The sequence below is a fragment of the Ruegeria sp. YTSA108 genome, assembly GCF_059610185.1.
Genome location: NZ_JBXWND010000004.1, coordinates 294,098 through 319,286 on the forward strand (window position 1 = coordinate 294,098; position 25,189 = coordinate 319,286).

The following is a 25,189-nucleotide window of genomic DNA, read 5'->3' on the forward strand; positions in this document are numbered from 1 at the left end:
TGGGTTTCCTACTACGACAGCGGGGCCAGACAACGCAGCCCGTGGCCGCCATTTACTTCCCATTCCGGGGTCTGGGTGCAGATATCCTTGGCAAAGGGACAACGCTCGCGGAACTCACAACCGGACGGGCGTTTGAGCAAACTGGGGGGCTCACCTTTGAGAGCGATCCGATCCAACCGCGCATCCGGGTCCGGCTCTGGGTTGGCACTCAGCAGGCAGCGGGTATAGGGATGGCGCGGCTCGTTAAAGATGGCCTCGGTTGTACCTTCTTCAACCAATCGGCCCAAATACATGATGCCCATTCTGTCAGCCACATGGCGTACGACGCTAAGGTTATGCGTGATAATCACCATCGCAAGCCCCAGCCTTTCGCGCAGGTCGTTGAGCAGGTTCAGCAGCTCACCCTGAACCGACACATCGAGACCTGCAGTGGGCTCATCCGCAAGGATCAATTTGGGTTCCAATGCCAATGCACGTGCCACACCCACACGCCGAGCTTGGCCACCAGATAGCTGATAAGGATAGCGGTCCGCGAAATGCGTGGGCAAGTTGACCATTTCCAACAGGCGCTTGGCTTCGGCGTCCATGTCACGGTCTTTCATGCCCTGAATGCGGTAAGGCTCGGTAATCAGACTGCGGATGGTCAGACGCGGCGACAGGCTTCCAACCGGGTCTTGAAACATCATTGCCATGTCTTTGCGCAACGGGCGCATGACACTTTCGGGTGCGCCCCGAATTTCCTGACCTTCGAAGGTGACCGAGCCATCTTGCGCAGGTGCTAGCCCGGCAATGGCGCGAATGACCGTGGTTTTACCAGACCCACTTTCACCAACCAGCGCGTAAGTCTCTCCGGGTTCTACGGTAAAGCTGACACCCGCCAGTACATTGACCGGGCCATAGCTGGTATTGAGGTCCACAACGTTCAGCAAGCTCATGATGCGACCTCCTGATGGTTCAGCCAGCACGCAGCGTGATGGCCTTCTTTCAATTGATCCAGTGGCGGCACTTCGGTGGCGCAGCGCGCCATGGCCTGATCACAACGATCCCTGAAAATACAGCCCCCCGGCAGGTTGGCCAAGTCGGGCACTTCACCGGGAATGGTTGGCAATACACGGGCACGCTCTTTGATGTGACCGGGGTCGCATTCGATCAGTCGGCGTGTGTAAGGGTGTTTAGGATTGTGAAAAATCTCCCGCACGTCCCCGCTTTCAACAACTGCGCCAGCATACATCACAACAACCCGGTCGCAGAGTTCTGCGATCACGCCCAAATGGTGCGAGATGAACAAGATGGCACAGTGAAACTCGCGCTGCAGCTCTTGCAGGCGCTCAATGATCTGCACCTCCAGTGTCGCATCCAGTGCAGTTGTCGGCTCATCCGCAATCAAAAGATCGGGTTCGGACATCAACGCCATCGCGATGGCGATCCGTTGACGCATCCCGCCAGAGAATTCATGCGGATATTGCGCCAGACGCGCCTCAGGGTCAGGAATGCCAACAGCGCCCAACATTTTGGCCGCGTGCGCCAACTTGTCAGCCTTGGACTGTCTGGATCGGTGCTGAATATCCAGCATCTGCTGACCGATAGTCAGAACCGGGTTGTGCGTTTGCATCGGATCCTGAAAGACGATGGATATATCCGCCCCGCGCAGGTCCCGCATGTGCCGCTCAGAAGCTTGCAGCAAATCCTTCCCCTTGAACCTAATTTCTCCTTCACGGAACCGGGTATTGGGCGCGGTCAAACGCAGAATGGATGAGATCAATGTGGATTTACCACAACCGGACTCTCCCACGATGCCAACGATTTCACCTTTGTTGACGTTGAATGTGATGTCCCTCAATGCCCTGAGGTCGCCACGGCCTGTTTCGTAATCGACGCAAAGCTGGTCGATTTCCAGAAGTGTCTCGGTCATCGCTGTTTCCTCAGTTTCGGGTCAACTACATCGCGCAGGCTTTCACCCAGAAACGTGAAGCCAAGCGTTGCCAGAATGATCGGCAGGCCTCCGCCAACAACCAACCAAGGAGTTTGGCGGGTCAGGGAATAGCCATCCTTAAGCAAAGCACCCCAGCTCGGGGTCGGAGGCTTAACGCCCAGACCCAGGAAGGACAGGCCGGCCTCAAGCGCGATGACTGTAGGGATATCCATGGCTGCCAACACAGCCAGAACGCCAATGATGTTGGGCAGCATATGAACGCCTAGAATGCGCGCCATGCTGGCCCCCATTGAACGTTCAGCCAGGATGAACTCAGAGTTGCGAAGTGTCAGCGTTTGGGTCCGCGCCACACGCCCATATGTTGGGATCGATGTCGCCATGACGACAAACACGACCGTCTGCAGACTGGGCCCGATCAGGGCCACAACGGCCAGCGCGAACATCACTGTCGGAAAGGACCGGATGGTATCGAAGAACAGCATTAGAAGATTATCGAGCCATTTCGGCCCATACCCTGCAATCATGCCCAGTGTCAGGCCAATCGCCATTGCTCCGAACACGGCGGGCAATGCCACCTTGAGCGCAACTTGGCCCCCCGCGATGACCCGCGAAAACGTATCGCGCCCTAACTGATCTGTGCCCAGCAGGTGTGCCATAGACGGTCCCTGCAAGCGGGATTTGATATCCATCGCAATCGGATCATAGGGTACGATCCAATACGCAAAGATTGCGCAGAAAACGATGACACCGACGATGATTAAGCCCATGAGACCAAGCGGGTCGCGCGCAACGCCGACTATGATCTGGCCCATTTCGGAACGAGATTTTTCCATGTGCCTGTCTCCTCAATGAGCCGTGCGCGCGCGTGGATCAAGCAGCGCATTGATCAGATCGGCCAATGCGGTCGACACCACGAACAAAGCTGTTGATACTAGGACAGAGCCCATCACAATCGGGTAGTTTCGGGTCGTAATGCTGTCGATGACCAGTTTGCCCAAACCAGGTCGGGCAAAGACGATTTCAGCGAAAACCGCCGAGCTGAGAAGAAAACCCATCCCAACACCGATCACGGTAACCACGGGCAAAATGGCGATCCGCAGCGCGTACACCATGACCACGCGACGTTCGGCGATACCAAAGGCTCGGGCCGTGCGGACATGGCTTTCACCCATAACCTCCAGCATCGAGGCGCGTACCAACCGGGCAATATAGCCAACCCAACTGAGCCCGATGGCAAAGGCGGGCAGGACCAAATGGTCAAGACGGTCAAGGAAGCCTTCCCCGGCACCGATCGCGGGAAACCACTGTAGATGCACTGCAAAAACCAAAAGAGCCAAGAGCGCGACAACAAAGGCCGGAGCGGCCACAAAACTAACAGATATCGCGGCGGCAACCCGGTCGATCAACGTATTGGGATGCGCAGCCGCATAGGCGCCGAGTGCGATGCCCAGCGTAGCTGACCACAGGATCGACGCGAAAATCAGTTCCAATGTGAATGGTAGTTGCTGGAACACGATGTCAGTCACGGAACGACCCGAAAAGACATCGGTTCCCAAGTCTCCCTGCAAGAGGTTTCCGTAAAAAATCAAAAGCTGTTTCCAGATTGGCTGGTCCAGCCCCAACGCTACTGTGAGTTGGGCCTGAAGCTCGGGCGTGGCGCGTGGGCCGAGCATGATTTGGACCGGGTCGCCTGGCACGGCGCGGATCATCAGGAACATGACGGTGACCGCCACGAACAGGATAAGCAGCGACAGCCCGAACCGACGGGTTGCGAATTTCAGCATGGCCAACTGGCTCCTTTTGGCTTGATGGCGTTGGTGTTGGCACGGCGAGCGTTATGCACCCGCCGCACCTGGTCGACCTGGGGAGATCAGGTCGCCTTGCCAAAATAGCGAAGCAGGGACAGGCCATCTGGCCGCAGCGCTGGAATGACGCGTGCGCTGTGAATAACCGGTGTCGCCTCGTGAGTGATAAAGCGATAAGCACCGCTTTCTTCCATCAGATCCTGCGCACGCTGATACATTTCAGCTCGCTTTGCGATGTCCGTTTCAGCAGCCGCAGATTCATGGATTTCGTTAAATTCCGGGCTGTTAAACCGTTCCCAGTTCCATTTCCCGATCTGTTCTGGTGTGAACCACGACGTCGCATAATACGGATCAGGCGTCATCGAGAAACGGTTCAGAACAAGCTGTAGGTTCTCATTGTCACCAGACGCCCAGAATGCCCCGGATTCCAGAACGTTAACCTCAACCGTGATTCCGATCTGCGCCAGCGTCGCCTGAATAATCTGTGCAGTTGTTGTAAAGGTCGTCTTGTTCAACGTATCGAGGGTTAGCGTGACATTGGTTTCACCGGATTCCGCGAGCAACTGCGCGGCTTTCTCGAAGTTCGCCTCAGGTGGTACAAGCGAAGATGGCCGATGGCCAGCAAGGCCCGGTGCGATGATGCCGGTAGCCGGTTCAGCAGCTCCAAAATATGCTGCCTCCAGGATGCTCGGAACATCCACTGCGTGCTGAATTGCCTGCCGCAGTTTTTGATTTTGCAGCTTTGGATGCTCGACGTTCATTCCCATCCAGACATAGTAAAGCGAGGGTTTCTCAACCAGCGACCCACCATTGGGAACCCCGGCGCGATACCGCTCAACTGAGCCCAGCGACACGCGAGTTACGTCCAACTCGCCTGCCTCGAACGCAATCTCGGCCGTGTTTTCATCATCGATCGGATAGATCTCGACGGTATCCCAAGCGGGGGCATCCCCTTTCCAGTCAGGGTTGCGCTTTAGAACGGTCTTTTCTTTGGGCGACCAACTGTCTCGCAGATACGGGCCGGATTCCGCAACCGGATCAGCACCGATCCGGCCACCGGCGGCTTCGACCGCTGCCTTGGAGACGATGTTGCCAGTAATATACGGCAGGGCAATCGACCAGATCGGGGCAAACGGGCTGTTCAGAACGATTGTCCCTTCACGGTCTCCTGTCACTTCAACATGGCTGAATGGCCCTAGGTCGGGCTTATTCGGACTGTCGGTCGCGTCGTCCACGATCCGTTCCATGCTGAATTTGACGTCTTCAGCAGTCATCGCGCCAAATCCGTTAGTGAATCCAATATCGTCACGCAATGCGAACTTGATATGGGTCGGGTCAACCTGCTCGATCATAGTTGCCGCATCCATTTGCCAACCCCATTCCTCGCCCGGCTTGTATTGGATCAGCTTGTTGTAGATGGAGGCATGCACTTCTTCTTCAACGACACCAACGGAATGTGCTGGATCCATGTTCTGTGCATCACCATAAGCCCGCACCCGCAGAACACCGTCGTCTGCTGCAAACGCGCGGTTCGCCCACCCCATCGGAAGCGCTGTAGCGGCCCCTAGCGCAGTTGCACCTTTCAGAAACCTCCGGCGACCAACATTGGCCTTTGTCCATTCGATCTTCATAGTATCCTCCCTTAGATTAAGTCAGAGAAGTCTGCGTGGAACGGTTTCGGACCATTCCCTTGTTAGGACTTCGATTTCATTTGCGCCTTCAGCGGCGCGTAGTTTGCGGTAGAGATAGAAATTCTCGGTGTCACAGCTCATGCGGCACTCGGTCGTGATGGCGACCTGCCATTCTTCGCGCTCGAACGAAAAACTCCAAGCGGTCTCGAAATACGCGATTTTCGGATCATCGGGGTGAATGCGGTAAAGCATGCGTACGTCGCTACCAACAATCAGATCGTGGTAGGGATCGCGCGTTTTACCATAGTCATCAAACGTCTCCAGAACCACGCAACCGCTTTCCGTCACCGTGCGTTCTGATTGCGCTGAAGGTAAACGCAACTGCTCAGCTGCCAGAACCGGATACGCCTGCGCCGGGCCGGGTTCAGAGGCTTGAATTTCATGCGCAACTTCGCGCACCGGCAGATGAAGAGCACAATCCAGCAAGTGTAAAGTTACCGTGGCCGATTGAGGTGCTGGCCAGACAATCGGCCAATAAGACGTCGACAACGCCAGTCGCAAAACGTGGCCCTCGCGCAAATGGTGCGCACATTCGTTCAGCGTGATTTCAGCCTCGTAGAGCTCACCTGGTTGCAGGGCCTGCGGCGTCTCATGACTGTGGGAGTGACACAGGTTCAACGGACGATAGCTGATCCGCTGTGACACACCTTCGGGTGAAACATCACACAGCCGCGCGACAAGCTGGGCAACAGGCTGATCCACTGAAAACTGGAACTTTAGCTTTGCCCGACCCAGCAGCTCGAGCGGTGCTTGCAGCGGCGAGCTGTCAAAACAGACCGATAAGGCATCATCACCGGACTGATCCCCTGCAAGTTCATTGTCGATACGCATGCCCGCACAGAAATATCCGCCTTCCCCACCAACATGGTTGGGCGACGTGACAACGACCGTGCCAACCACCGGGTCCCGCGAAAACCCACCAGGAACCAGATGCCAGACCCGTTCTGAGACATGAGGTGACGGCCATGCCGTCTCTGCAATCCAACGACCTTTCCGAGGACCGTTTTGCGCAGTCGGATTGAAGTGCTCCTGCATGTATGTCCGATAGGCAGGCAAGTCCTCGGCGCCGTTTTGTTGTCCCTTCAGCCAGCGGTCAAACCATCCGACGACTTCGGAATGAAAATCTGCGGGATCAAGCTTTGAGATGTGCGGATAGCGGTGTTCCCACGGCCCAATGATAGCTTTGGTTGGCGCCGTCAGGTTGGCTGCCAAAGCCGGAGGCGCATTGACGTAAGCATCTGCCCAGCCTGTAATCGCCAAGACAGGGGTTTGGATCGCGGTCCAATCCTCGCAAACTGAGCCGTGCTTCCAATATGGGTCGCGCGTCTGATGTCGCAGCCAATCTGCAGAAGAGAATGGGACGCTTTGCAATCGGGCAAGCCAGTCCTGTCGCCAATCTGCGCGAAGCTCTGGATCAGCTGGGCGCGTCAGATAGGCAAACATCTGACTGCCCCAATTCATGTTGTCACTCAGCAGGCACCCACCCATGAAATGGATGTCATCGGCATATCGATCCACAGTCGAAGCGACACTGACGATGGCTTTCAGTGCAGGTGGTTGCCTGAAGGCCAGCTGCAGACCATTAAACCCGCCCCAAGATATCCCAATCATCCCGACATTGCCGTCACACCAATCCTGCGCGGCAATCCAGGCTATGACTTCCTCACCATCATGCAGTTCCTGTTCCGAGTATTCGTCGTCGAATTGCCCTTCGCTGTCCCCGGTGCCAGCTATGTCGACCCGAATACAGGCATAGCCCGCCTTTGCAAAAACCGTGTGTGTTGTTTCGTCTCTGGGCGCGGTGCCGTCACGTTTGCGATATGGCAGATATTCCAGAATGGCCGGTGTGGGGCCTGTCTCGGGCAACCAGAGGCGCGCCGCAAGCCGTCGCCCATCGGCAAGTGTGATCCATGTGTTTTCGATTGTTTCGATTGGCATCTGAAGCTTGTCTGTTACGATCTGATGCTGAAGAAGAAACCGATTTGCAGATAAATCAAATTGTGCAATCTTATGCGAGTTGACGCAGTTTGCAGTGATATAGCGTCAAAACGCGAAGGGTTTTCTTGTGTCCGAGTATTTTTCTGCCAACTTACGATCGTTGTGCGCAGAGCATGGAAACATTTCGCAGATTTGCCGCGAAATCGGCGTCAATAGACAGCAATTCAATCGCTATTTGAATGGCTCCAGCCTGCCCTCTGCCCATAACATGCGCCGCATTGCACGTCATTTCGACCTGACCGAAGCACAGCTTTTCGAGGAAACTGCAAGCTTCGAACGAATGCTAAGAGGCGTCCTGCCACAAGTTGGGAAAACGCCCACAGATGCGTTTTTGGAACCCTTCCGGGGGCAACAGAAGAACTTGCGGCGCTACATAGGTTTTTATCATTCCTATTTCTGCACGCCATCTTGGGAAGGAAAAATCTTCTGTTCATTGATCCGCATTCAGGAAGTTGAAGGGCTAATCACGATCCGGTCCCGTGAAATTGCCACGTCTCCAGACAAGAGCATGCATCAGATTTCGCGCTACGCTGGCTTTGTAACTATGCGCGGGAACAGGATATTCGTGACTGAACACGAGCTCGCGCGCGAAGGCAGCGTTTCAAATACAATCTTGTACTCGGCGCATCGCCAGCAACTGAAGTATTTGCGAGGGATGACCATGGGCGTTGCTTGGCGCCCATACCCCCATCCATACGCAGCCAAAACAATCTGGAAACGTCTGCACGAACGCGTAACTGCGCGCGAGGCGATCGCAGCTTGTGGCATTTACCCAATTCAAAGTAATAGGATTGATCCAACTGTCAGAAAGCACCTGACCGAGGTTTGAATCGCCGGATTGACATAAGCGGCAGCACCGTTCTTTAGGTGCTGACTCCAATTTCGATAGCAATTTTTCGTCCAAACTGTACGAGATCAATTCGTACCAGTTCTTCGAGACAGCACTGACAATGCCGCAAGTCTAGCTCGTGCAACGGGTAATGTTCGTCTCTGATTGCAGCGAAGAGGCGGATTATGACCCAGGCATCACCACCGATCTGGCATACCATGTGCGCGCAGTAGCATTTGTGCTGCTTCTGCAAACATGCTGCCTGTCTGACGTCTGGCACGAAACACTGGTCAGAACTTAACCCACCGCTGCACGAAAACGCCGCCCCCGATCAAAGGGGCGGCGCAAGGTTCGTAACGCTATAGGTTGATTACTCGGCAGCCTGTGTGCTTGCGTCAGCATGCTTGTCACGCTGTCCGTCGCGGTAAAGCGCTTTGGTCAGCGAGACCATCATCAGGGCCATCACCATGGTAAATGGCAATGCACCGATGATCATCGCGTTGCGCAACGCATCCATCGGGTTGTTTTCCCCTGCAGCAAGGATCAGCGCGCCGATCACAGCCGTCAGGATCACCCCCCAGATGATGCGGTGCTTGATGCCGGTCTCCTGGCTGCCGCCGGACATGATGGTGTTCATCACCAGAATGCCCGAGTCAGCTGAGGTCACCAGGAAGGTCATGATCAGGATCACGCACATGACGTTCAGCATGGACAGCAGCCCTCCGTCGATCATATAGGACAGGGTCACGAACAGCTTGTTTGTGTTCGAGGCACCAATGATCGCGCCTTCTGCGGCACCGGCCAGTTCCAGATCAATCGCGGTGCCACCCAGTACAGTCATCCAGGCGAAGCACACCAGTGCCGGTGCAAGCACGCAGCCCAGAATGAACTCACGCACGGAGCGACCTTTGGAGATACGCGCCAGGAACAGGCCCACAAACGGCGAGAACGCAATCCACCAGGCCCAGTAGAACGTGGTCCAACCGGCCTGCCAGCCGAATTGACGGCCCTGCTCACCAGCGGCATATGCCGCGGCCAGCGTGGCCTCGTCCAGTTCAGCTGCTGCGCCCTCCAGACCGCTCTTGAAGCCATCAAAGCTGCCCCAGGCGTTGGTTGCGCCACCCATCAGGGCATCCGCATGTGCCTGCGCTTCGGCAGGCAGAGCCGCCGCAAAGGCCTCGGCTGACAGCGGGCCATAGGCACCAAAGCTCAGCGAGAGGAAGTTCAGAAGGTAATCAACCAGGGCTGTACCATAGGTGGTCATAGCAAAGACAAAGGACCCGAAGATCACAAACGTGCCCAGCAGGATGATCGACAGGACAAGGTTCAGGTTCGACAGGTATTTAACACCCCGGCCAACACCCGACACCGCCGAAATGATGGACAAGCCCATGATAACGACCAGACCAGCAATCAGACCAACTTTGCTTGGCGTCGGAACATCTCCGCCAAAGTCCATGATCCATTCCATGCCGGTGATGGCATAGAGACCGTCGATGAACTGGCTGACGCCAAAACCGATGGTCACGGACACACCCAGGATCGTTGCAACAACGCCCAGAACGTCGACCACATGGCCAAGGAATCCGTTCATCAAACGACCGAACAGCGGGGTCAGAGCCGCACGGATGGTCAGAGGCATGTCACGGGTATAGGCGTAATAGGCCAGCGACAGGCCAGTCACCACATAGATTGCCCAGGCATGAAAGCCATAGTGCAGGAAGGTATACCGATAGGCCGACTGAACGGATTCGGGATCATTGCCAGCAACTGCACCGGACACGACATCGGGGTTTGATCCCCACAGGCCCAGCGGTTCAGCGGTCGCAAAGACCATCAGGCCGACACCCAGACCGGCACCAAACATCATCGAGAACCACGAGAAGTTCGAGAACTCGGGCTTTTCGCCAGGTGTTCCCATCACCCGCTTCCCTGTCGACGGCAGGATCGCCACAATCACCAGAAAGATGGCAAACAGGCCGACAATAACAATGTAGAAGCTGTTGAAGATTTCCAGCAGCTTGCCATTCCAGCTACCGAGGGTGCTGTTGGCATTGGCCGGGAAGACAAGCGCCCACAGTACAAGGGCAACCATGATGCCCTTGCTGATCAGCGCAATCGGTACGCTGTAATTCTCATAGAAACCGGCATCCGCCGTTTCTATCTCTAGATCCGTAAATGGTTCAGGTAATGACATAAGGTTCCTCCCAGTTGTCACTTTTTCATTATTTTTCCGCACAGGTTAGTTGGCTTTGTACCATGAACCCGACGGGCCTTTGGTTCGAACACACGTGCCGATCTTCTCATGCAGCGTGGCGGTTAGCGCTACGTCTCCGGTAGCGGAACATTCAAGGATTACCGACGGTTCACATCTGGCAGCCGAGCATTGCTCGCCGACTGAAACGACGCGATCAGGTTCAGAAGTGGTCACGTCTGGCTCCAAATTCGGCAATTCCGATTCAGAGCAGAATGCAGCTACAGGGCGATATCAGTCAAACTCAATTAGCTTTAATTAACTTCAGTAAAGATGAAGTCGGTAACTTTCCTTGCCAGAATTCAACAACCGCACGGATCTACTTAGGTGCATGCATAGGGTCGACACTAATGATCTGAACCGCGCCAACAGGTCGTAACCTTTGAATAGCGTTGGGCCTATCCCGCCCTATCCGACGCGAAACCGGTTCAGTCAATTTCGGCCTCGGCCGGGTTGGTAACAGCTACAGTCCCCGTCGCATAGATCTCTATCAGGGCTTCGCCAGCCTGTGATCCATCTAGCTCCACCTCAATGATCTCAAGGAATTTTTCGGTCTCAATCGCAGCCACCGCCATTGTCCGCATATAGATTTCCCAAAGATTATACTTGCGTTTGGACGAAAGATTCCCATCATTCGATATTCAGTCTCGTATTGTGAGAATTTCGTTAACATGCACCTAGAACGTCTGATCCAGATACTTGAAATCATCGCAGTCGTCGGACGCCCTGTTTCGGTGGCAGAGGTTCAACGTGCAACCGATCTGCCCAAGCCCACATGTTACCGGCTCATTCAGTCACTTGTTGAACAAAATCTCCTCGACGAACCCTCTGATGACGGAAAATACATCATTGGCGAGCGGATGATCAGGATTGCCTTGCTTGGAAAGTCCGATGCCGATGTCCGACGCTGTGCAGCCCCCCTCATGCGCCTCGCAGCGACAAATTTTAATGAAACGGTTTTTCTTGCGCGCTTTCGCGACAACAAAGTTGAAATCATCCACGTAGAAACACCCGATGATCCCGCTCGTGCCTTCATTCATCCGGGCTTAGGCGTACGTCCCATGCATGCCTGCTCGTGCTCGAAAGCCATTGCCGCCTTTGCGGAACCGGAATTTCGCGAAAGCATCATGTCAGGGAGCCTGAAGGCGTATACTGAACACACCAAGACGACCGAAGATGAGCTACGCCGCGAATTCGAGATAATTAGCGAACGCGGCTTTGCCGATTGTGATCAGGAAATCGACATCGGAATTGCCAGCGTTGCGGCACCGGTATCGATCGGCAACATCGGAGCTACGTTCAGTATTGGTGCGGTTGGCCCCATTCGCCGGTTCCGCACCGAATACCGCATCGAGATCGGCGAGAAATTGAAAGGTTTGTCCAAGAAGGTCAGTGGCGCAATCCAGCTGTGCAACGTAACGGATACATAAGGAAACGAATAACTAACGGCCCTTTTGGCCAAAAGGATGACACTGAGAATAGGAAAAATTCAACAAACCGGAGGAAACCAAATGAACCTGAGACCAGATCCAACGTTTCACGCCTCGCCTAAGCTTGCCATGCAGGCACCGGTGGAAAACTACGCCTTCACTGTAATGCTCAGCCCGGACGGATCGCAATCTGATGGCATCGCGGTCATTGACCTCAAACCGGACTCCGACACCTATGGCCAGATCGTACATCAGGTCATTGTTCCCAACAAAGGCGACGAATTTCACCATTTCGGCTGGAACGCCTGTTCGTCATCTCTGTCTCCTCTGACCGGGCACGCCTTTCTGGAACGACGTTATCTGATCGTACCTGGAATCCGATCCTCACGTATTTACGTCATCGACGTGAAAGACCCGTTGAAGGCCAAGATCCACAAGACGATCGAACCCGAAGAACTATTTGCAAAAACCGGTTATTCGCGCCCGCACACCATCCACTGCGGTCCCGAAGGGATCTATGTTTCCTGCCTTGGAGGTGGCGGCGAAGACGGTACAGACGGACCTCCGGGCATCTTCATCATGGATTGCGAGACGTTCGAAATAATCGGGCAATACGAGATGGATCGCGGCAAGCAGGACAAGCACTATGATTTCTGGTGGAACCTGCCGCAGGACTACATGGTTAGTTCCGAATGGGGTTTGCCGCCGCAGTTTGAAAACGGCGTGGTGCCCGAGGACCTGTTGTCGAACAAGTATGGCCATTCGATCCACTTCTGGGACTTGCGCGCGCGCAAGAATATCCAGACGATGGATTTCGGCGACAATTACCAGATGGCACTGGAAATTCGCCCTGCGCATGACCCGACAAAATCTTATGGTTTCTGTGGTGTCGTGGTGGACACCACCAACCTGCAAGGCGCAATTTTCACATGGTGGCGCGGTGACGACGGCAAATGGCAGTCCAAGAAAACGATCACCATCGACCCGCGTCCCGAAAAGCCCGAGAACCTGCCGCCACTGTTGCAAGGGTTCGAGGCCGTGCCGCCGCTGGTCACCGATATCGACCTGAGCCTAGACGACAAATACCTCTATGTTGCGTGCTGGGGGCTGGGCGAGATGCATCAATACGATGTCAGCGACCCGATGAACCCGAAGCTGACCGGAAAAGTCGAGCTGGGCGGCATCGCCCGCGGCACCAAGCACTCCAACGGCAAGGATTTTGCCTATGGCCCGCAAATGGTTGAAATCAGCCGCGACGGCAAGCGCGTCTACTGGACCAACTCGCTTTACTCCACCTGGGACAACCAGTTCTATCCCGACGACGAAGGCGGACAAATGGTGATGGCCGATGTGGGCGAAAACGGGGGGCTGACGCTGAACAATGACTTTTATGTCGACTTCCCCAAAGGTCTGCGCAGTCACCAAATTCGCCTGGAAGGCGGTGACTGTTCGACCGACAGCTTCTGCTATCCGTCCGTCTAAGAAATGGGCGACATAACAACAATGACAGCCCTTTGGTGGGCTGTCATTTTTTCTGGACTCTACCACGGTATCAACCCCGGAATGGGTTGGCCGCTGGCCGTTTCGGCGGCGTTGATGGAGCGAAAGCACAGCGCCCTGCCAAAAGCGCTGGCAATGTTGGCCACGGGGCATTTCCTCGCGATGATTGGCATCTTGTTGCCATTCTCACTGATGATGTTCCTTGTTCAGTGGGAAGTTCAAATCCGCGTGGTCGCCGGGCTTTTGGTTATCGCCATGGGCCTCTATCTGCTGATCAACCGAAGACATCCGAAAATTCTGGCGCGCGTGCACCCTGCCCGGTTGGCGCTCTGGTCATTCCTCGCTGCGATGGCGCATGGGGCTGGTTTGATGCTGGTGCCGATTTTTCTGGGCATCTGTGCGATTGGAGCGAACGAAACGGGTCATGCCGCAGCACAAACACTTATGAACAGCAACGTGACGACTGCGTTTCTTGTTGCAGCAGTACACACGTTGTCGATGACAATTGCCGGCGGCACCATCGCAGTTGTGATCTACCTTTGGCTGGGGCTCAGGTTCCTCTCAAAGACATGGTTCAATCTTGATGTCGTTTGGGCACTCAGCCTCATCGCCGTCGGAGCATTCGGACTCTATGCAGCACTTTTAGGCCATTGAAATCGGTCACCCGTCCAAATGGCACCTGTTCACGAGCTGGCAGAAACCCGCAATCCCGGCAGTTAATCTTTCAACGCATCTTAGTGGTACCTGAAGCACCGCATTGCCGATTTAGTCAGTTGGAATTTCTCCTGCAGGCTCTGCCGCAAACTTTTCAACTTGATTGCCTGGAATAACCCCGACCGGGATGATGCGTGAGTCAATCTGCAAAGCGGACGCTCAACACGCTCGTTCAAAGAATGTCATTTTCCAAAGCACATCGTTGTTCACGCAATCTACTTTTACTCACGATACTCAGTGTCTTAACGCGATCTGGAGCAGATATTGGCAGAGCGGGGCGTTGCGGTTGATCATGTGACAATCAGAAGATTGGGTGGTGAAATTCTCGCCCCAGATCAAGATTGAGATGCACAAATGCAAGCGCCCTAGTGCAGTTTCATGGCGCATGGACAAAACCCATCTCAAAGTGCGCGGCCATTGGATGTATCGGTATCGAGCGGTTGATCGCGACGGCGAAACCCTTGATTTTATGCCGTTTGAAAGCCGCGATACCGCGGCGGCCAAGCAATTCTTCGCGGAGGCATTGGCCAACAAAGGCATTCCGTTGCAGATCGTGGTCGACAAAACCGTCCCTCTCGCTGCAAATCTGTTTTCATCCCAAGATCAAACATCTTCTTTAAACTGCTTACGCAACCAGTCCACAAAGATCTCGACCTCTGGTCGTACAGATTTTTTGGAAACAGGTTGCATTAGGAAATGTGCATCCGGATGTGGCAGCGGTTTGCCGGCAAATCGAACGCCCGAGGCGAGCCCATTTTCGGTATTGACCAGTCGCGAGAACACTAGAGCATAGCCACCGCCACTCGCGACAAGTTGCAGCGCCGAAATGGTTGTGTCTACCAGGTATTGCGGGGCGTCTTGCGGCTTGGTGCAGTCATATGCACTCAAGTATCGTTCCCAATGGCCTTCATGGCCCAATATGTGAACAAATGGACCAGACAGCAGATCCTGCACTTGCTTTGCACTGTTCTTCCGGCCTTTGGCGCATATCGGGACGATCGTTTCATCAGAGAGCTTATCGGAGAGTGCGTCGGTCCAGTTGCCACGACCCAAGCGTAGCTCTACGTCGATCTCTTCTAAATTGGTGGTCTCTGTCCAGATATTTGTCACAAGGCGAAGATTTATCGTCGGGTGGTCTTTCTTGAACGACGGAAGACGGGGCGCAAGCCAAAGTGAAGCGGTCGATATCGGCGCCTTGATCGTAACTGTCTTCGTCGCCATCGACCCGAAAAGGTTTGCCGAGGCCATATCGATATCAGCAAGCGCCTGCCGGACAGTTGAGCAATAAGCCTGACCAAGCTCTGTGAGAGACAGATGTCTTGCGCGCCTCACAAATAACTTGTGCTGCAACTGCTGTTCCAATGATCGGATGTGCAGGCTGACGGCAGCCTGCGTCAGCCCCAATTCGACGCTTGCACTGGTAAAATTCAGATGTCGGGCCGCGGCTTCAAAGCTACGCAGCCAGGTTAGACTTATCTGGTTGGACGGCATTTACCACCAAGAAAAATTCGCGTTAGCTCGGTTTATTTATCATTTTTCTTTTATCAGCAAGTTCCCAAATAGGGTCTGGTTTTGTTCTTTCGCTCGAACAGGAGATACGGACATGACTGAAAAAAACAGGATGTGTCGCAAACTCTGGTGTCTAGTTGACGAGCATGCATGATCTGAGGTTTTTACTGGTCGAATAATTTTCGAACAGGTTATTTGAGCATGATCTCGTTAAAGGGCTGTCATTTCCCCAAGGATGCAGTTTTGTACGCTGTTTTCTTCTATCTGCGGTACACGGTGTCCTATCGTGACTTGGAAGAGATCATGGCTGAGCGCGGTGTCCGAGTTGACCATGCCACTTTTTATAGGTGGGTGGTGAAATACTCGCCAATCGTCGCAGCTCGTGCGCTGTCAAAGAAGCGTCCAACGCCGAGTTCATGGCGCATGGACGAAACCTATATTCGTGTTCGCGGCAACTGGATGTACCTCTATCGGGCCGTCGACAAAGCTGGGAATACTCTTGATTTCATGTTGTCTGAGCGCAGGAACCGTCCAGCAGCAGCAAGGTTCTTTGCCAAAGCGCTGTCTTCAAATGGAATCCCGAGCAAGATCGTCATCGACAAAAGCGGCGCCAACGCGGCTGGCATTCGAGTGGTGAACAAAATCCTTAATCGGTTTGGCTGCCCAGCCAAAATCCAAACGGTCAGGTCCAAGTATTTGAATAACCTAATCGAACAGGGTCATCGGTTTATCAAGCGTCGTGTACGGCATATGTGTGGGTTCAAATCGTTCAGATCCGCATCAGCTACTTTGGACGGCATCTAGGTCGCCAAAATGATCCGGAAGCGGCAATTCCCCAGCACTACCACGTCGGGCTTTCGGCTGTTTGCCGAGATCGCAGAATAGGTGTGTCCGGTAGTTGACTGCCTATGGTCGTTGCAAAAGTTTGCGACACATCCAGTTCACAATGAGGAACGAACGGCGGCCCTGCGGACATAGCTGCAATTCGCCCTTTCCCAAAATCCTCTTTGTGTCGCAGTCTTGCGCGTGACGTCCGCTTGACGACACGACCCCTATCAAACGATCATCTCAGAACTGTCATGTGGTACTTCAAGGGAGATCTCATGGAAGTATTCGGAAGTGAAGCACAGCGACGCATGTCAACCATGGGCGAGCATCTTATGCAGCTGTTGGGTGATGACCCTCGGTTTTGTAGCCATGGGCGTGGTATACAGATTGCCAACGAGTATAGCGGGGCGTTGGATGATGCCGTCGCAATGGCCCGAATTCTTGGCATCACGGCGATAGAAAGCATACCGCGTGAGGAGGTGGCGACGGCGCGAGAACGAATTGAAAGCGAGGGTTTAAAAACCGACACGATTGCTTGCTATCTTGGCGGTCTGAACTGTGTCGAAGCCGCTCGCCAAGTGGTCGCAACTCATGCTTTGCCCGAGGATTTAACGCTACGAGTGATTGATCGCAGCTCTCCACCAGAATGGCTTGAAGCTTTCGCGGAAGTCGCGTTGAGCCATGGTGTTCTACCGCCAATAGGGCCGGTGATGCGCGGATTGTCTCGTCCCGGGTTTGCTATGGTCGTCGTTGATCGATCAGGTGCTCCAATTGCAACTGCGGGTTCAGTTCTGTGTCATCCCTCCAGCAGTCGGCTGCATAGTCGCGCACAATGGGGGCAACTCTCGACCAAACCTGAACGCATGGGCGAGGGCATTGCAAAAGTCTTGGGGGCGATAGCTCTAATACACTCGCATGAAAAGCTTGGCGCCACAGGGTTCAAGACAGGCATCGCTCCGGGTAACATTCCCTCTGCACGGCTTTGCGAAAGACTTGGCTTGGAGGACAGTGGAAACGACATAGTCGCGATCATTGACCCTCACGTATACTCAGAAGATCGGTTAACCAAGTGACCCATCCGGCTGTCTGTGGTCGCATTGTGTAAGCAATATTACCAAGAGCCTGAGTTGGTCTCTTGAAAAAGCTGTCTGAAGTCAGCGCATATGGGACCAAAAGCCCCAGAAGGTTGGGAGAACAACTGGGCGCAAACCATGCCAGGGCAAAGCTTCAACGTGATGATGCGCCTCAACGGACCGCTCGAGCCTTGGTTCGACAAAACCTGGCGTCCTGGTGATCTGAAATTGGTAGAATAAAGCGACGGCCACGACTATCGGGCGACGCTAATTGTTGGCGTCGCCTGGCATTTTCTTTGGTGTCCGCTTTGGTCTCAAAGCGGAAATCCATTTTCGGGAGCACTGCCATCTTTCTTTAATTCTAGATTTATTCCCGAACCAACTGCCTCCACTACTACTACTGCAGTTGCAAAATATCCGGGACGCAGAGTTTTCTTTTGGCAGGCATTTTGTCTGCACCATCTGATCGTTTCAGTCGCTTCGGGCCGTCCTTGACCTTGATTTTCGGCTTAGCTAGCGGGCCTTTTAGAGTCACTGGCCAGGGGCTTTTCGAAAGAGGTTCGCCAATCTTGCGGGGCTGTAGATCTAAATCCAAGACCTTGCCAGCCACATCGACCCCGCCAAAAACGACAACTTGGACATGATCCGTTTCCAAGGTGGTTTGTTTCGTCGAAATACTTCCATTGGAGATACTAATCGGCGCGCGCAAGCACACGATCGGAGCAACCTTTTGTTTTTCTTTGGTAAACACCCAAGGTAGCACACCCAGCCCCGCCAAATCCAAAAGCTGGGTCTCGATCGAGCCATCACGTAATGAAACTGTGGCGTTGCCGTTCATGCTGTTGGCAAAGTGCTTGGGTGAATCGGTTCCTCCTGACACCGAAAAATCTGCATAAATCGTACCGCTTGCACCTTTTTTGAAGTTCAGTCCGTGAAGAATGTCATCCAGCTGCCAGCCGCCTGCCTTGCCGGTCAACGTGAGCAGGTGCGCATCGTTCGATAGATCCATTTGCCCGCTGACGTCGAAATGAGCGCCACCGTATTCAAATTTCAAAGGTCCGGCCTTAAGCTCATTTTTGTTAAGCGTCAGTTCGCTCTGCAAACTGCTAATGCCTTTGGCGCCCTCTATGTGCCGAAGGTCAATGTCGACATCCATATCCATACCGGACAAGAGAACTGAACGTCCAATTGGTTTAAGCGTCACATCTCTCAAAGGGCCAGTGTCATCTGCTTCTTGATTGACATCTTCCTCATCGGGCTCCGTACCGCCTAGCTTCCGCAACTGTGCGGCGGCCTGAACGATGGTTCGGATATGATCTATCTTTATCAGGTCACTCTCTATGGAACCCTTCAGCACAGGATCACTTGTTGCATCATCAAGATCGGCGACAATTTCGAGGACAGATTCAGCAACCTCTACATTGGCACTCGCGTTCCAATCGGTGCCTTCGCTAGCGAGGTCAATCTCAAGGCGAGCCTGTCCGGTTTCCACACGTTCAAGCGATAGTGCCTCCAAAAGGTCCGCTCCTGATGGGACTTCGACATCAATTGCTAAATCCAGGTCCTCGAATTTGAGTACATTCTTCACAGTGCCATGTACTTCGAGGTTCCAGACTTCTGTTTCACTTGTCTTTCCATCTAAATTCGTCAGCGATAGCTGATTGATGTCGCCATTCAAATGAAAGTCGCCGGAAAATCTGCCGAGTTGGTCGTCCGGTCCTAACAGTTCTGGTGAGATCAAACTGCTTGCCGGAATATCCATTAGACCTTCTGCTGATATTCCTTGTAACTGCAGCGCGTCATCGACCGAACCGTCCAAAATGATAAACGGATCAGCCGGGTCCCCAATTCTCAAGTTGATGCTTCCGACCCTTAAGCTGCCTTCTGGTGTTCTGGAAAGTTCGGAGAACTTGATCGGAGGCGGGCCCTCGCCAGACGTGTCCAATGTGAATCCGTTGGTCTTAATGACCATTTGCCGCTGCGGAATCTGCCCGGGGACGCTGTCGATAACCATGTCGACAGCGATAAATTTAAGATCATACCGCGATGCGGCGGGGGCTGGTTCAGCATCTTCAGGATACAACCGAATGCGGGTTGTCAACGATACGTCTTCCGGATTTCCCAATTCTCCGATTTGTCCTGTCAGCGTCAGGCTTTGCCCGCCATCCAACTCCGTCAAAACACTTAGATCATCAATCCGAGCAACGCCGTCGACCGATTTGAATGTTGCACCAATACTTCCTGAACCTTCCAGGACACGGTCAAGCTTCAGGATATCGAGAAGCTGGCCAAGTTCTACAACCTCTAGGGTCGTCTTCACTTGCAGCCCGTCTTCTATGGGGGATTCCTCTGCGGTAATCGAAATCTGTTCGAAGCTCACCGCTACCTGAAACGGGTCTTCCGCAGGGAATGTCGCGTACAGATCAAACCTCTCTCCGTTTAGCGAACCGGCCCCAACTGCGGTCGCAACGTCGGTTTCCGTATCGCGTTCTAGAAGCAGCTCAGAAAGCTGCAGATCCAGCTCAAGCCCGTTTAGATCGTTTTGGTAAAAAACGGTGATATCGGTCAGGTCAATTTTATGGTCCGTTAGAACTCCAGCCAACGGCATTTTCGGAGACTTAGCAGCTTGCCCGGCTTCTACATCTGATTGGGAAAGGGACTGCCAGTTTCCGACGCCGTCTTTGCCTGTGATCAGGTTCAGGTGAACGCCCGAGAGAAAAAGGTTGCTCAGCGATAGATTACTGTTCCAGAGGTCGCGCGTGGAAATTTCGAACTCAAGTTCGTCGATAGCTGCCAGATTCTCGTTCGCTCTCCGCGAACCGGGTAGTACCAGCCCCGCCGCTGACACCTGCAAGTGCCGGCCAAGGCCCAGACGCACTTCATCCTCTATGATGACGTCCTGACCAAGTTTCTTGGAGATCAGGTTTTCGACGAAGGTGGTCCTTACAGAAGAAAACAACGTAGAAGACAGGAAAAGCCAAGCTGCTAACACAGCCATAAACGCGACAGCGCAACAAACCAATACACCTTTTGCAACGTATCGCACGCTTTTCTCCTAATGTTCCGATTCATACCTTGGGCAACCTAAACCATTTATTTGTTAGGTTAATGGATTATATGGTCGAAAGATTTCCCGACCTCTGAATGATCTTGACCGTACAGCTGATAACTCTCGCTGATTTGGTCGGACAGCTAAATCACGGGTAGATGACAAAATAACTTTTGTACCGCTGACCCAGCTTCCAATCAGCTGGCTTGAAGCGAGTTTGACCGACCAGAACTGGACACGTTGCAGGGGTTGCGATTTCAGCGGCTCGACGCATCCCCAAGCTATTGGCAGCCAGATTTCCTCGATTTCCCACATTTATCTAATTACTGTTATATGTGAATTCTTCAAACGACGAGGACAGGATGAACTCACTAACTAGAATAACACGTGGGATAGGCGTCGCTTTCAAAGACGGTAGAGTGAAAGGCATTCTTGCCTTCACGGTTGGAATGATTTTATGGGCCTCGGTCTTTTACCACTTTGTCGAGGGTTGGAGTTGGCTCGACTCAATCTACTTTTCTGTCGTGACGATTTCGACTGTGGGGTTTGGTGACTTCTCACCTGAAACCGCGGCAGGGAAGATCTTCACAATGATTTACATCATAGTGGGCCTCGGTGTCTTCGTGACCGCGGCGACCACAGTGGCGGATACAATCTTGTCCCAGGACGACAAAAAAGCGGACTAATAGACTGCACTCAAATGAGCCAAACCGAGTTCCTGCACAGGCATTGGCCCGTCTGTGCATCTCAAGCTGCGGCCTGGATTCATTTGCGTCTTCAAGCTGATAGATGATCACTAAAACTAAAAAAATATACATATTATGTTTTTTGAGTATAACATTCAAGAAACATATGGAGGGATGGAATGGAAAAGACACAGGACGCAAAGATTGTCGATCTGGCAATACGATTGCTCTTTCTCGGACTATTTCTCTACAGCGCTTTGGTCATGGTGGCCCCGCTTGCAAGCGTGGTTATCTGGGCAACTATCCTCTGTGTGGCGCTTTACCCGGCATTTGATTGGCTGCAGTCCAAGCTGGGAGGTCGGAAAAAGCTTGCCACAACGATCTTGGTTTTGCTCGGCCTTGTTTTGACCCTGGGGCCAGTCGCAACTGCGGTGTCTGGTGCTGCAGAACTAGGGGCTGAATTCGCGGAACAAGCAGACAAGGGTGAGCTGAAAGTCCCTCCTGCGCCCGAGGGCCTCAAGGAATTACCATTGGTTGGAGACAAAATTTCCGATGTCTGGGGGATGTTTGAGCGCAATCTTGACGGCGCGCTTACGAAATATGGCGCGCAAATCCTTGAGATCACCAAGTCGCTGTTTGGAAAGGTGTTGGGCATCGGCATCGGGCTTCTTGGCTTAGCTCTGTCCGTATTGATAATGGGGGCGTTGTTCAGCCCCGGGCCAAATATGGTCCAAGGTCTTCAGCGCTTTGCCAACCGTGTTTTCGCTCCGCGCGGTGGAGAATTCGTAACACTGGCAGGCGCAACAATTCGGAACGTTACAAAAGGCGTGATTGGCGTAGCTGCCATTCAAGCGGTCTGCGTTTGGATACTGTTGGCTTTGTTTGGGATTTCTTCGGCCGCCACGTTGGCATTCATCTGCCTGATACTCTCGATTATCCAAATCGGGCCCGGATTGGTTCTAATACCGGTAATTATCTACGCTTGGAGTTCCATGTCCGGCGGGACTGCTTTGATCTTCACCATATTGGCCGTTCCCGTCATGATAATGGACAGTTTTCTAAGACCCGTGTTCATTTCAAAAGGCCTTGAGACTCCCATGTTGGTCATCCTCATCGGTGTTCTCGGAGGTATGATGGCGTACGGTTTGATCGGCGTCTTTATGGGGCCGGTTCTCTTCGCTGTTTTCTATGAGCTATTCAAAGTTTGGATTGATACCTCGCCCGAAGCCGAGGGCACTGCTGAAGGCGCGGCGAAATGAGGAAGACAATTTGGACAACCCTGGCGGTCATTCTGATTTTTCTTGTCTGGTACCTGGTCGCTGATCGGAAAACGCCATTTACCGGGAACGCCAGAGTAAAAGCCGTGGCGACCCAGATCGTCCCGCAGGTGACTGGAACTGTGACTGAAGTCTTGGTCGAAAATGGTCAAATCGTCTCGGCCGGAGATGTCCTCGTCCGGATCGACGCGCGACCCTACGAAATTCAGCGCGACAAGGCGGAAGCTGATCTCGAAGCAGCCACTCAAGAAGTCGGTGCATCTTCGGCAGAAGTAAGAGCGGCACAGGCCAAACTAGCAAGGGCGCAGAGCGATCTGGATACGATGCGCATTCAAACAGAACGCGTATTTGCGCTCGAAAAGAAAGGGTTGATTGCCGTCTCAAAGGCCGATGATGCGCGAGGGCAACTGGCAGAGTCCGAGGCAAACTATGAGAACGCAAAAGCAGATCTGGAAAAAGCAAAACAGAGACTTGGTGACGACGGGATTGAAAACCCGAAAATCCAGCGCGCGTTGGCCGCCTTAGCGGATGCAGAGCTTAACCTTGAGTGGACTGAGTTGCGCGCTCCGGCGACAGGTGTCATCTCTAATTTGCTGATAGCCCCCGGAACATATGCGCGATCCGGTCAGGATCTGTTGACGTTTCTGGACGCAACTGACGTCTGGATTGAGGCGTATTTTTCCGAGAACAACCTAGGAAGAGCCTCGATAGGGTCTCCGGTTGATGTAGTGTTGGACATGCATCCAGGTCAGGTTATTCCGGGCGTCATTGAGAGCTTTAGTGCAGCTGTTTCCCTAAGTGGCGGTGATGTGCCCGGGCAATTAGCGAGCCCGCCAAGCACAAAAGGTTTTTTGCGGGAGCCTGAGAGGTTCCCAGTCAGGATCGTTTTACCTGGCTATGAAGCCGGAAGCACCGAAGATGACCTTCGCTTTCAACTGAATGGGCAAGCCGATGTGATCATGTACCTAAGCGACAACTCGTTGCTGAACCTCGTAGGTCGCACCTATATCCGCGTGGTTTCAATTCTGTCCTATGCGTACTGAGGACCAACGCTCTGTCACCCGGCTTGCGCTGGGTGTTACCGGCGTCTTTTCATTGGGCCTATTTCTTGGGTGGCCGCTTGCCGTCGTTGGGGCGGTGTTCGCCGCCCTTTTTCTGCAAGCACCTGCCGCATTGCCTTTGACAGCATTTGCGAAGCTCTTTGTCTTCTCTATTGGGTTGATGTTCATTTCGTTCCTGTTGTCGTCAATCTTCTCACCATATCCGCTTGTATTTCTGATGCTGGTGGCGATTGGAATAATCCTGTCTTTCATGTGGTCAGTTTCCGGCGCCGGAGTATTACCCGGTGTCATAGCTCTCATGGGCGCATTGATGATTCCGAACCTGGTTCTGCAATCACAGGACCTGGCTTTGGTGCTCGTGTATTGGATACCGTTGAACCTGCTGTTCGCAGGCTTCGTATCGACACTGATGTTCGTATTGATACCCGCTGAACCTCAAACGGCGGCTCAAAAAAAAGCTGCAGCGCCGCCAAGCTTCGACCCATATCGTCGCATAGTCAGGATGTCGCTTGTCACAGTCCCGTTTGCTATGGCATTTTTTGTTTCCGGCGCGTCTGCATTGCTGGTTCTGTTCTTTGTCGCGCTGCTGAGCCAACAACTTGCAGCGATGCCTGCCGCGGGTAAATCGGTTGCAAAAGCTATGCTGACGGCAAACCTGCTTGGGGCGGCAGTATCCATCATTTGCTATGAGATAAACGTAATAGCGCCGGTTATTCTAACGCCCATTCTGCTGTGTTTTTTCTTTTGCCTGACACTCGGAGCACTCGGTAAATCTCAAGCCCCGCTCGCCACCGCTGCCGGCTCTGCTATTACAACGGCTCTCATAGTATATGGCGGGTCGGTTGCGCCGTTTTCAGACGAGGCTGACGTCAAGAGCATCATTCGAGTTTTGCAAGTTGCCAGCGCCGCCTTCTTTGTAATCATCGCATATGTCGTGGTAGATGAATTCTGGCCGGAAAAAGAGCGCCAGGCGGCTCAATGACGTTTGTTGCAACAAGGCTTGGCGCTGAAACCGACAGAGTTCTCAACTTGACCAATTCTACTTAGGGTCAGGATTCATAACCAGTACATAACGGTTGCCTCGAGTGCGAAGGCTGAGAGGAAGACCTTGGGACTACCGTCATAACGTGTCGCCACGCGCCTCCAATCCTTGAGCCTGCCGAACATGATCTCGATCCGGTTGCGGCGTTTGTATTTGCGCTTATCGTATTTGACCGGTGTCTTGCGTTGCTTACGGCCTGGGATGCAGGCGCGTATCCTTTTGTCTTTTAACGCTTCACGGAACCAGTCGGCGTCATAGCCGCGATCCCCGAGCAGCCAATACACGTTCAGTATGCTGCTGAGCAGAGCCCGAGCATCGATGTAATCGCTGACCTGCCCGGCGGTAACGAACAGGTTGAGCGGGCGACCTTGGCTATCACAGATAGCTTGCAGCTTGGTATTCATGCCGCCTGATTGGCAGAACCAAAGGCGGCATGAATACGAAACTGCACGCTGTTACTGACAGTCTGGGACGCCCTATCCGTTTTTTCATATCCGCTGGGCAGGTGAG

At 53.5% G+C, this 25,189-nt stretch carries 21 protein-coding genes and 4 pseudogenes; 14 read left to right on the top strand and 11 right to left on the bottom strand.

What is annotated here, in order from left to right:
• Positions 1-11: 11 nt before the first annotated feature.
• From AC2FHW_RS08570 to AC2FHW_RS08595, 6 genes are all read right to left on the bottom strand, one after another.
• Positions 12-935, bottom strand: a complete 924-nt coding sequence (locus AC2FHW_RS08570) for an oligopeptide/dipeptide ABC transporter ATP-binding protein (protein WP_281972990.1) — start codon at positions 933-935, stop codon at positions 12-14.
• Positions 932-1,912: an ABC transporter ATP-binding protein gene (locus AC2FHW_RS08575; protein WP_271948711.1), complete on the bottom strand. Its 981-nt coding sequence runs from the start codon at positions 1,910-1,912 to the stop codon at positions 932-934. Before AC2FHW_RS08575 ends, AC2FHW_RS08570 begins: the two co-directional genes overlap by 4 nt.
• Entirely contained in the window at positions 1,909-2,766 is an 858-nt protein-coding gene (locus AC2FHW_RS08580) for an ABC transporter permease (RefSeq protein ID WP_496821782.1), read from the bottom strand. The genes AC2FHW_RS08575 and AC2FHW_RS08580 overlap by 4 nt, the downstream gene beginning before the upstream one ends.
• Positions 2,767-2,778: 12 nt before the next feature.
• A complete protein-coding gene (locus AC2FHW_RS08585; RefSeq protein WP_271948705.1) occupies positions 2,779-3,717 on the bottom strand; it encodes an ABC transporter permease in 939 nt (312 codons plus the stop codon).
• Positions 3,718-3,803: 86 nt separating this feature from the next.
• A complete protein-coding gene (locus AC2FHW_RS08590; protein ID WP_142636091.1) occupies positions 3,804-5,369 on the bottom strand; it encodes an ABC transporter substrate-binding protein in 1,566 nt (521 codons plus the stop codon).
• A gap of 21 nt (positions 5,370-5,390) precedes the next feature.
• Complete coding sequence (locus AC2FHW_RS08595) at positions 5,391-7,367, bottom strand: CocE/NonD family hydrolase (protein WP_496821784.1); 1,977 nt, start codon at positions 7,365-7,367, stop codon at positions 5,391-5,393.
• A 127-nt stretch (positions 7,368-7,494) separates the two neighbouring features.
• On the opposite strand from AC2FHW_RS08595, the gene AC2FHW_RS08600 reads away from it, so the two are divergent.
• Together AC2FHW_RS08600 and AC2FHW_RS08605 are read left to right on the top strand one after the other, a co-directional pair.
• The gene (locus AC2FHW_RS08600; RefSeq protein ID WP_281972993.1) at positions 7,495-8,256 is read left to right on the top strand and encodes a helix-turn-helix transcriptional regulator; all 762 of its coding nucleotides are present in this window, start codon (positions 7,495-7,497) and stop codon (positions 8,254-8,256) included.
• A gap of 151 nt (positions 8,257-8,407) precedes the next feature.
• A complete protein-coding gene (locus AC2FHW_RS08605; RefSeq protein WP_496821786.1) occupies positions 8,408-8,557 on the top strand; it encodes a hypothetical protein in 150 nt (49 codons plus the stop codon).
• Between the two features lie 69 nt (positions 8,558-8,626).
• Here AC2FHW_RS08605 and AC2FHW_RS08610 read toward each other — a convergent pair whose 3' ends face one another.
• Positions 8,627-10,453: a BCCT family transporter gene (locus AC2FHW_RS08610; RefSeq protein ID WP_496710426.1), complete on the bottom strand. Its 1,827-nt coding sequence runs from the start codon at positions 10,451-10,453 to the stop codon at positions 8,627-8,629.
• 485 nt (positions 10,454-10,938) lie between these two features.
• Positions 10,939-11,094, bottom strand: a complete 156-nt coding sequence (locus tag AC2FHW_RS08615; RefSeq protein WP_271948696.1) for a hypothetical protein — start codon at positions 11,092-11,094, stop codon at positions 10,939-10,941.
• An 87-nt stretch (positions 11,095-11,181) separates the two neighbouring features.
• On the opposite strand from AC2FHW_RS08615, the gene AC2FHW_RS08620 reads away from it, so the two are divergent.
• The 4 genes and pseudogenes from AC2FHW_RS08620 to AC2FHW_RS08635 form a co-directional block, all read left to right on the top strand.
• On the top strand, positions 11,182-11,940 hold the full coding sequence (locus tag AC2FHW_RS08620; RefSeq protein ID WP_281972994.1) for an IclR family transcriptional regulator: 759 nt from the start codon (positions 11,182-11,184) through the stop codon (positions 11,938-11,940).
• Between the two features lie 81 nt (positions 11,941-12,021).
• Positions 12,022-13,422 (top strand): selenium-binding protein SBP56-related protein, encoded by a 1,401-nt coding sequence (locus AC2FHW_RS08625; protein WP_142636082.1) that lies wholly within the window; start codon positions 12,022-12,024, stop codon positions 13,420-13,422.
• A 3-nt stretch (positions 13,423-13,425) separates the two neighbouring features.
• Complete coding sequence (locus tag AC2FHW_RS08630; RefSeq protein WP_496821788.1) at positions 13,426-14,094, top strand: hypothetical protein; 669 nt, start codon at positions 13,426-13,428, stop codon at positions 14,092-14,094.
• 445 nt (positions 14,095-14,539) lie between these two features.
• Positions 14,540-14,716, top strand: a pseudogene (locus AC2FHW_RS08635) (DDE-type integrase/transposase/recombinase); the annotation flags it as partial.
• Between the two features lie 41 nt (positions 14,717-14,757).
• On the opposite strand, the gene AC2FHW_RS08640 reads toward AC2FHW_RS08635, so the two are convergent.
• Positions 14,758-15,645 carry a LysR family transcriptional regulator gene (locus AC2FHW_RS08640; RefSeq protein WP_271948687.1) on the bottom strand — a complete coding sequence of 296 codons (888 nt, stop codon included), beginning with the start codon at positions 15,643-15,645 and terminating at the stop codon, positions 14,758-14,760.
• 219 nt (positions 15,646-15,864) lie between these two features.
• Here AC2FHW_RS08640 and AC2FHW_RS08645 point away from each other — a divergent pair.
• The 3 genes and pseudogenes from AC2FHW_RS08645 to AC2FHW_RS08655 all read left to right on the top strand — a co-directional run bounded on the left by AC2FHW_RS08645 (position 15,865) and on the right by AC2FHW_RS08655 (position 17,804).
• Positions 15,865-16,548 (top strand): annotated as a pseudogene (locus AC2FHW_RS08645) (IS6 family transposase).
• Between the two features lie 218 nt (positions 16,549-16,766).
• Positions 16,767-17,564 carry a GNAT family N-acetyltransferase gene (locus AC2FHW_RS08650; RefSeq protein ID WP_271948686.1) on the top strand — a complete coding sequence of 266 codons (798 nt, stop codon included), beginning with the start codon at positions 16,767-16,769 and terminating at the stop codon, positions 17,562-17,564.
• A 90-nt stretch (positions 17,565-17,654) separates the two neighbouring features.
• The gene (locus AC2FHW_RS08655; protein ID WP_271948684.1) at positions 17,655-17,804 is read left to right on the top strand and encodes a hypothetical protein; all 150 of its coding nucleotides are present in this window, start codon (positions 17,655-17,657) and stop codon (positions 17,802-17,804) included.
• Between the two features lie 157 nt (positions 17,805-17,961).
• On the opposite strand, the gene AC2FHW_RS08660 is transcribed toward AC2FHW_RS08655, so the two are convergent.
• Positions 17,962-20,610, bottom strand: a complete 2,649-nt coding sequence (locus tag AC2FHW_RS08660) for an AsmA family protein (protein ID WP_271948682.1) — start codon at positions 20,608-20,610, stop codon at positions 17,962-17,964.
• A gap of 422 nt (positions 20,611-21,032) precedes the next feature.
• On the opposite strand from AC2FHW_RS08660, the gene AC2FHW_RS08665 reads away from it, so the two are divergent.
• The 4 genes from AC2FHW_RS08665 to AC2FHW_RS08680 all read left to right on the top strand — a co-directional run bounded on the left by AC2FHW_RS08665 (position 21,033) and on the right by AC2FHW_RS08680 (position 24,619).
• Positions 21,033-21,299 carry a potassium channel family protein gene (locus tag AC2FHW_RS08665; RefSeq protein ID WP_246097203.1) on the top strand — a complete coding sequence of 89 codons (267 nt, stop codon included), beginning with the start codon at positions 21,033-21,035 and terminating at the stop codon, positions 21,297-21,299.
• A 179-nt stretch (positions 21,300-21,478) separates the two neighbouring features.
• Positions 21,479-22,558, top strand: coding sequence for an AI-2E family transporter (locus AC2FHW_RS08670; RefSeq protein WP_142636066.1), 1,080 nt, complete (start codon positions 21,479-21,481; stop codon positions 22,556-22,558).
• Entirely contained in the window at positions 22,555-23,619 is a 1,065-nt protein-coding gene (locus tag AC2FHW_RS08675) for an HlyD family secretion protein (RefSeq protein ID WP_142636064.1), read from the top strand. Before AC2FHW_RS08670 ends, AC2FHW_RS08675 begins: the two co-directional genes overlap by 4 nt.
• Positions 23,609-24,619, top strand: a complete 1,011-nt coding sequence (locus AC2FHW_RS08680) for a DUF2955 domain-containing protein (RefSeq protein ID WP_142636062.1) — start codon at positions 23,609-23,611, stop codon at positions 24,617-24,619. The genes AC2FHW_RS08675 and AC2FHW_RS08680 overlap by 11 nt, the downstream gene beginning before the upstream one ends.
• Before the next feature lie 74 nt (positions 24,620-24,693).
• Here the strand turns inward: AC2FHW_RS08680 and AC2FHW_RS08685 are convergent.
• Positions 24,694-25,089, bottom strand: a pseudogene (locus AC2FHW_RS08685) (IS5 family transposase); the annotation flags it as partial.
• Between AC2FHW_RS08685 and AC2FHW_RS08690 the strand changes: the two are divergent.
• A pseudogene (locus tag AC2FHW_RS08690) lies at positions 25,086-25,189 on the top strand (IS5/IS1182 family transposase); the annotation flags it as partial. The pseudogenes AC2FHW_RS08685 and AC2FHW_RS08690 sit on opposite strands and share 4 nt — an antisense overlap.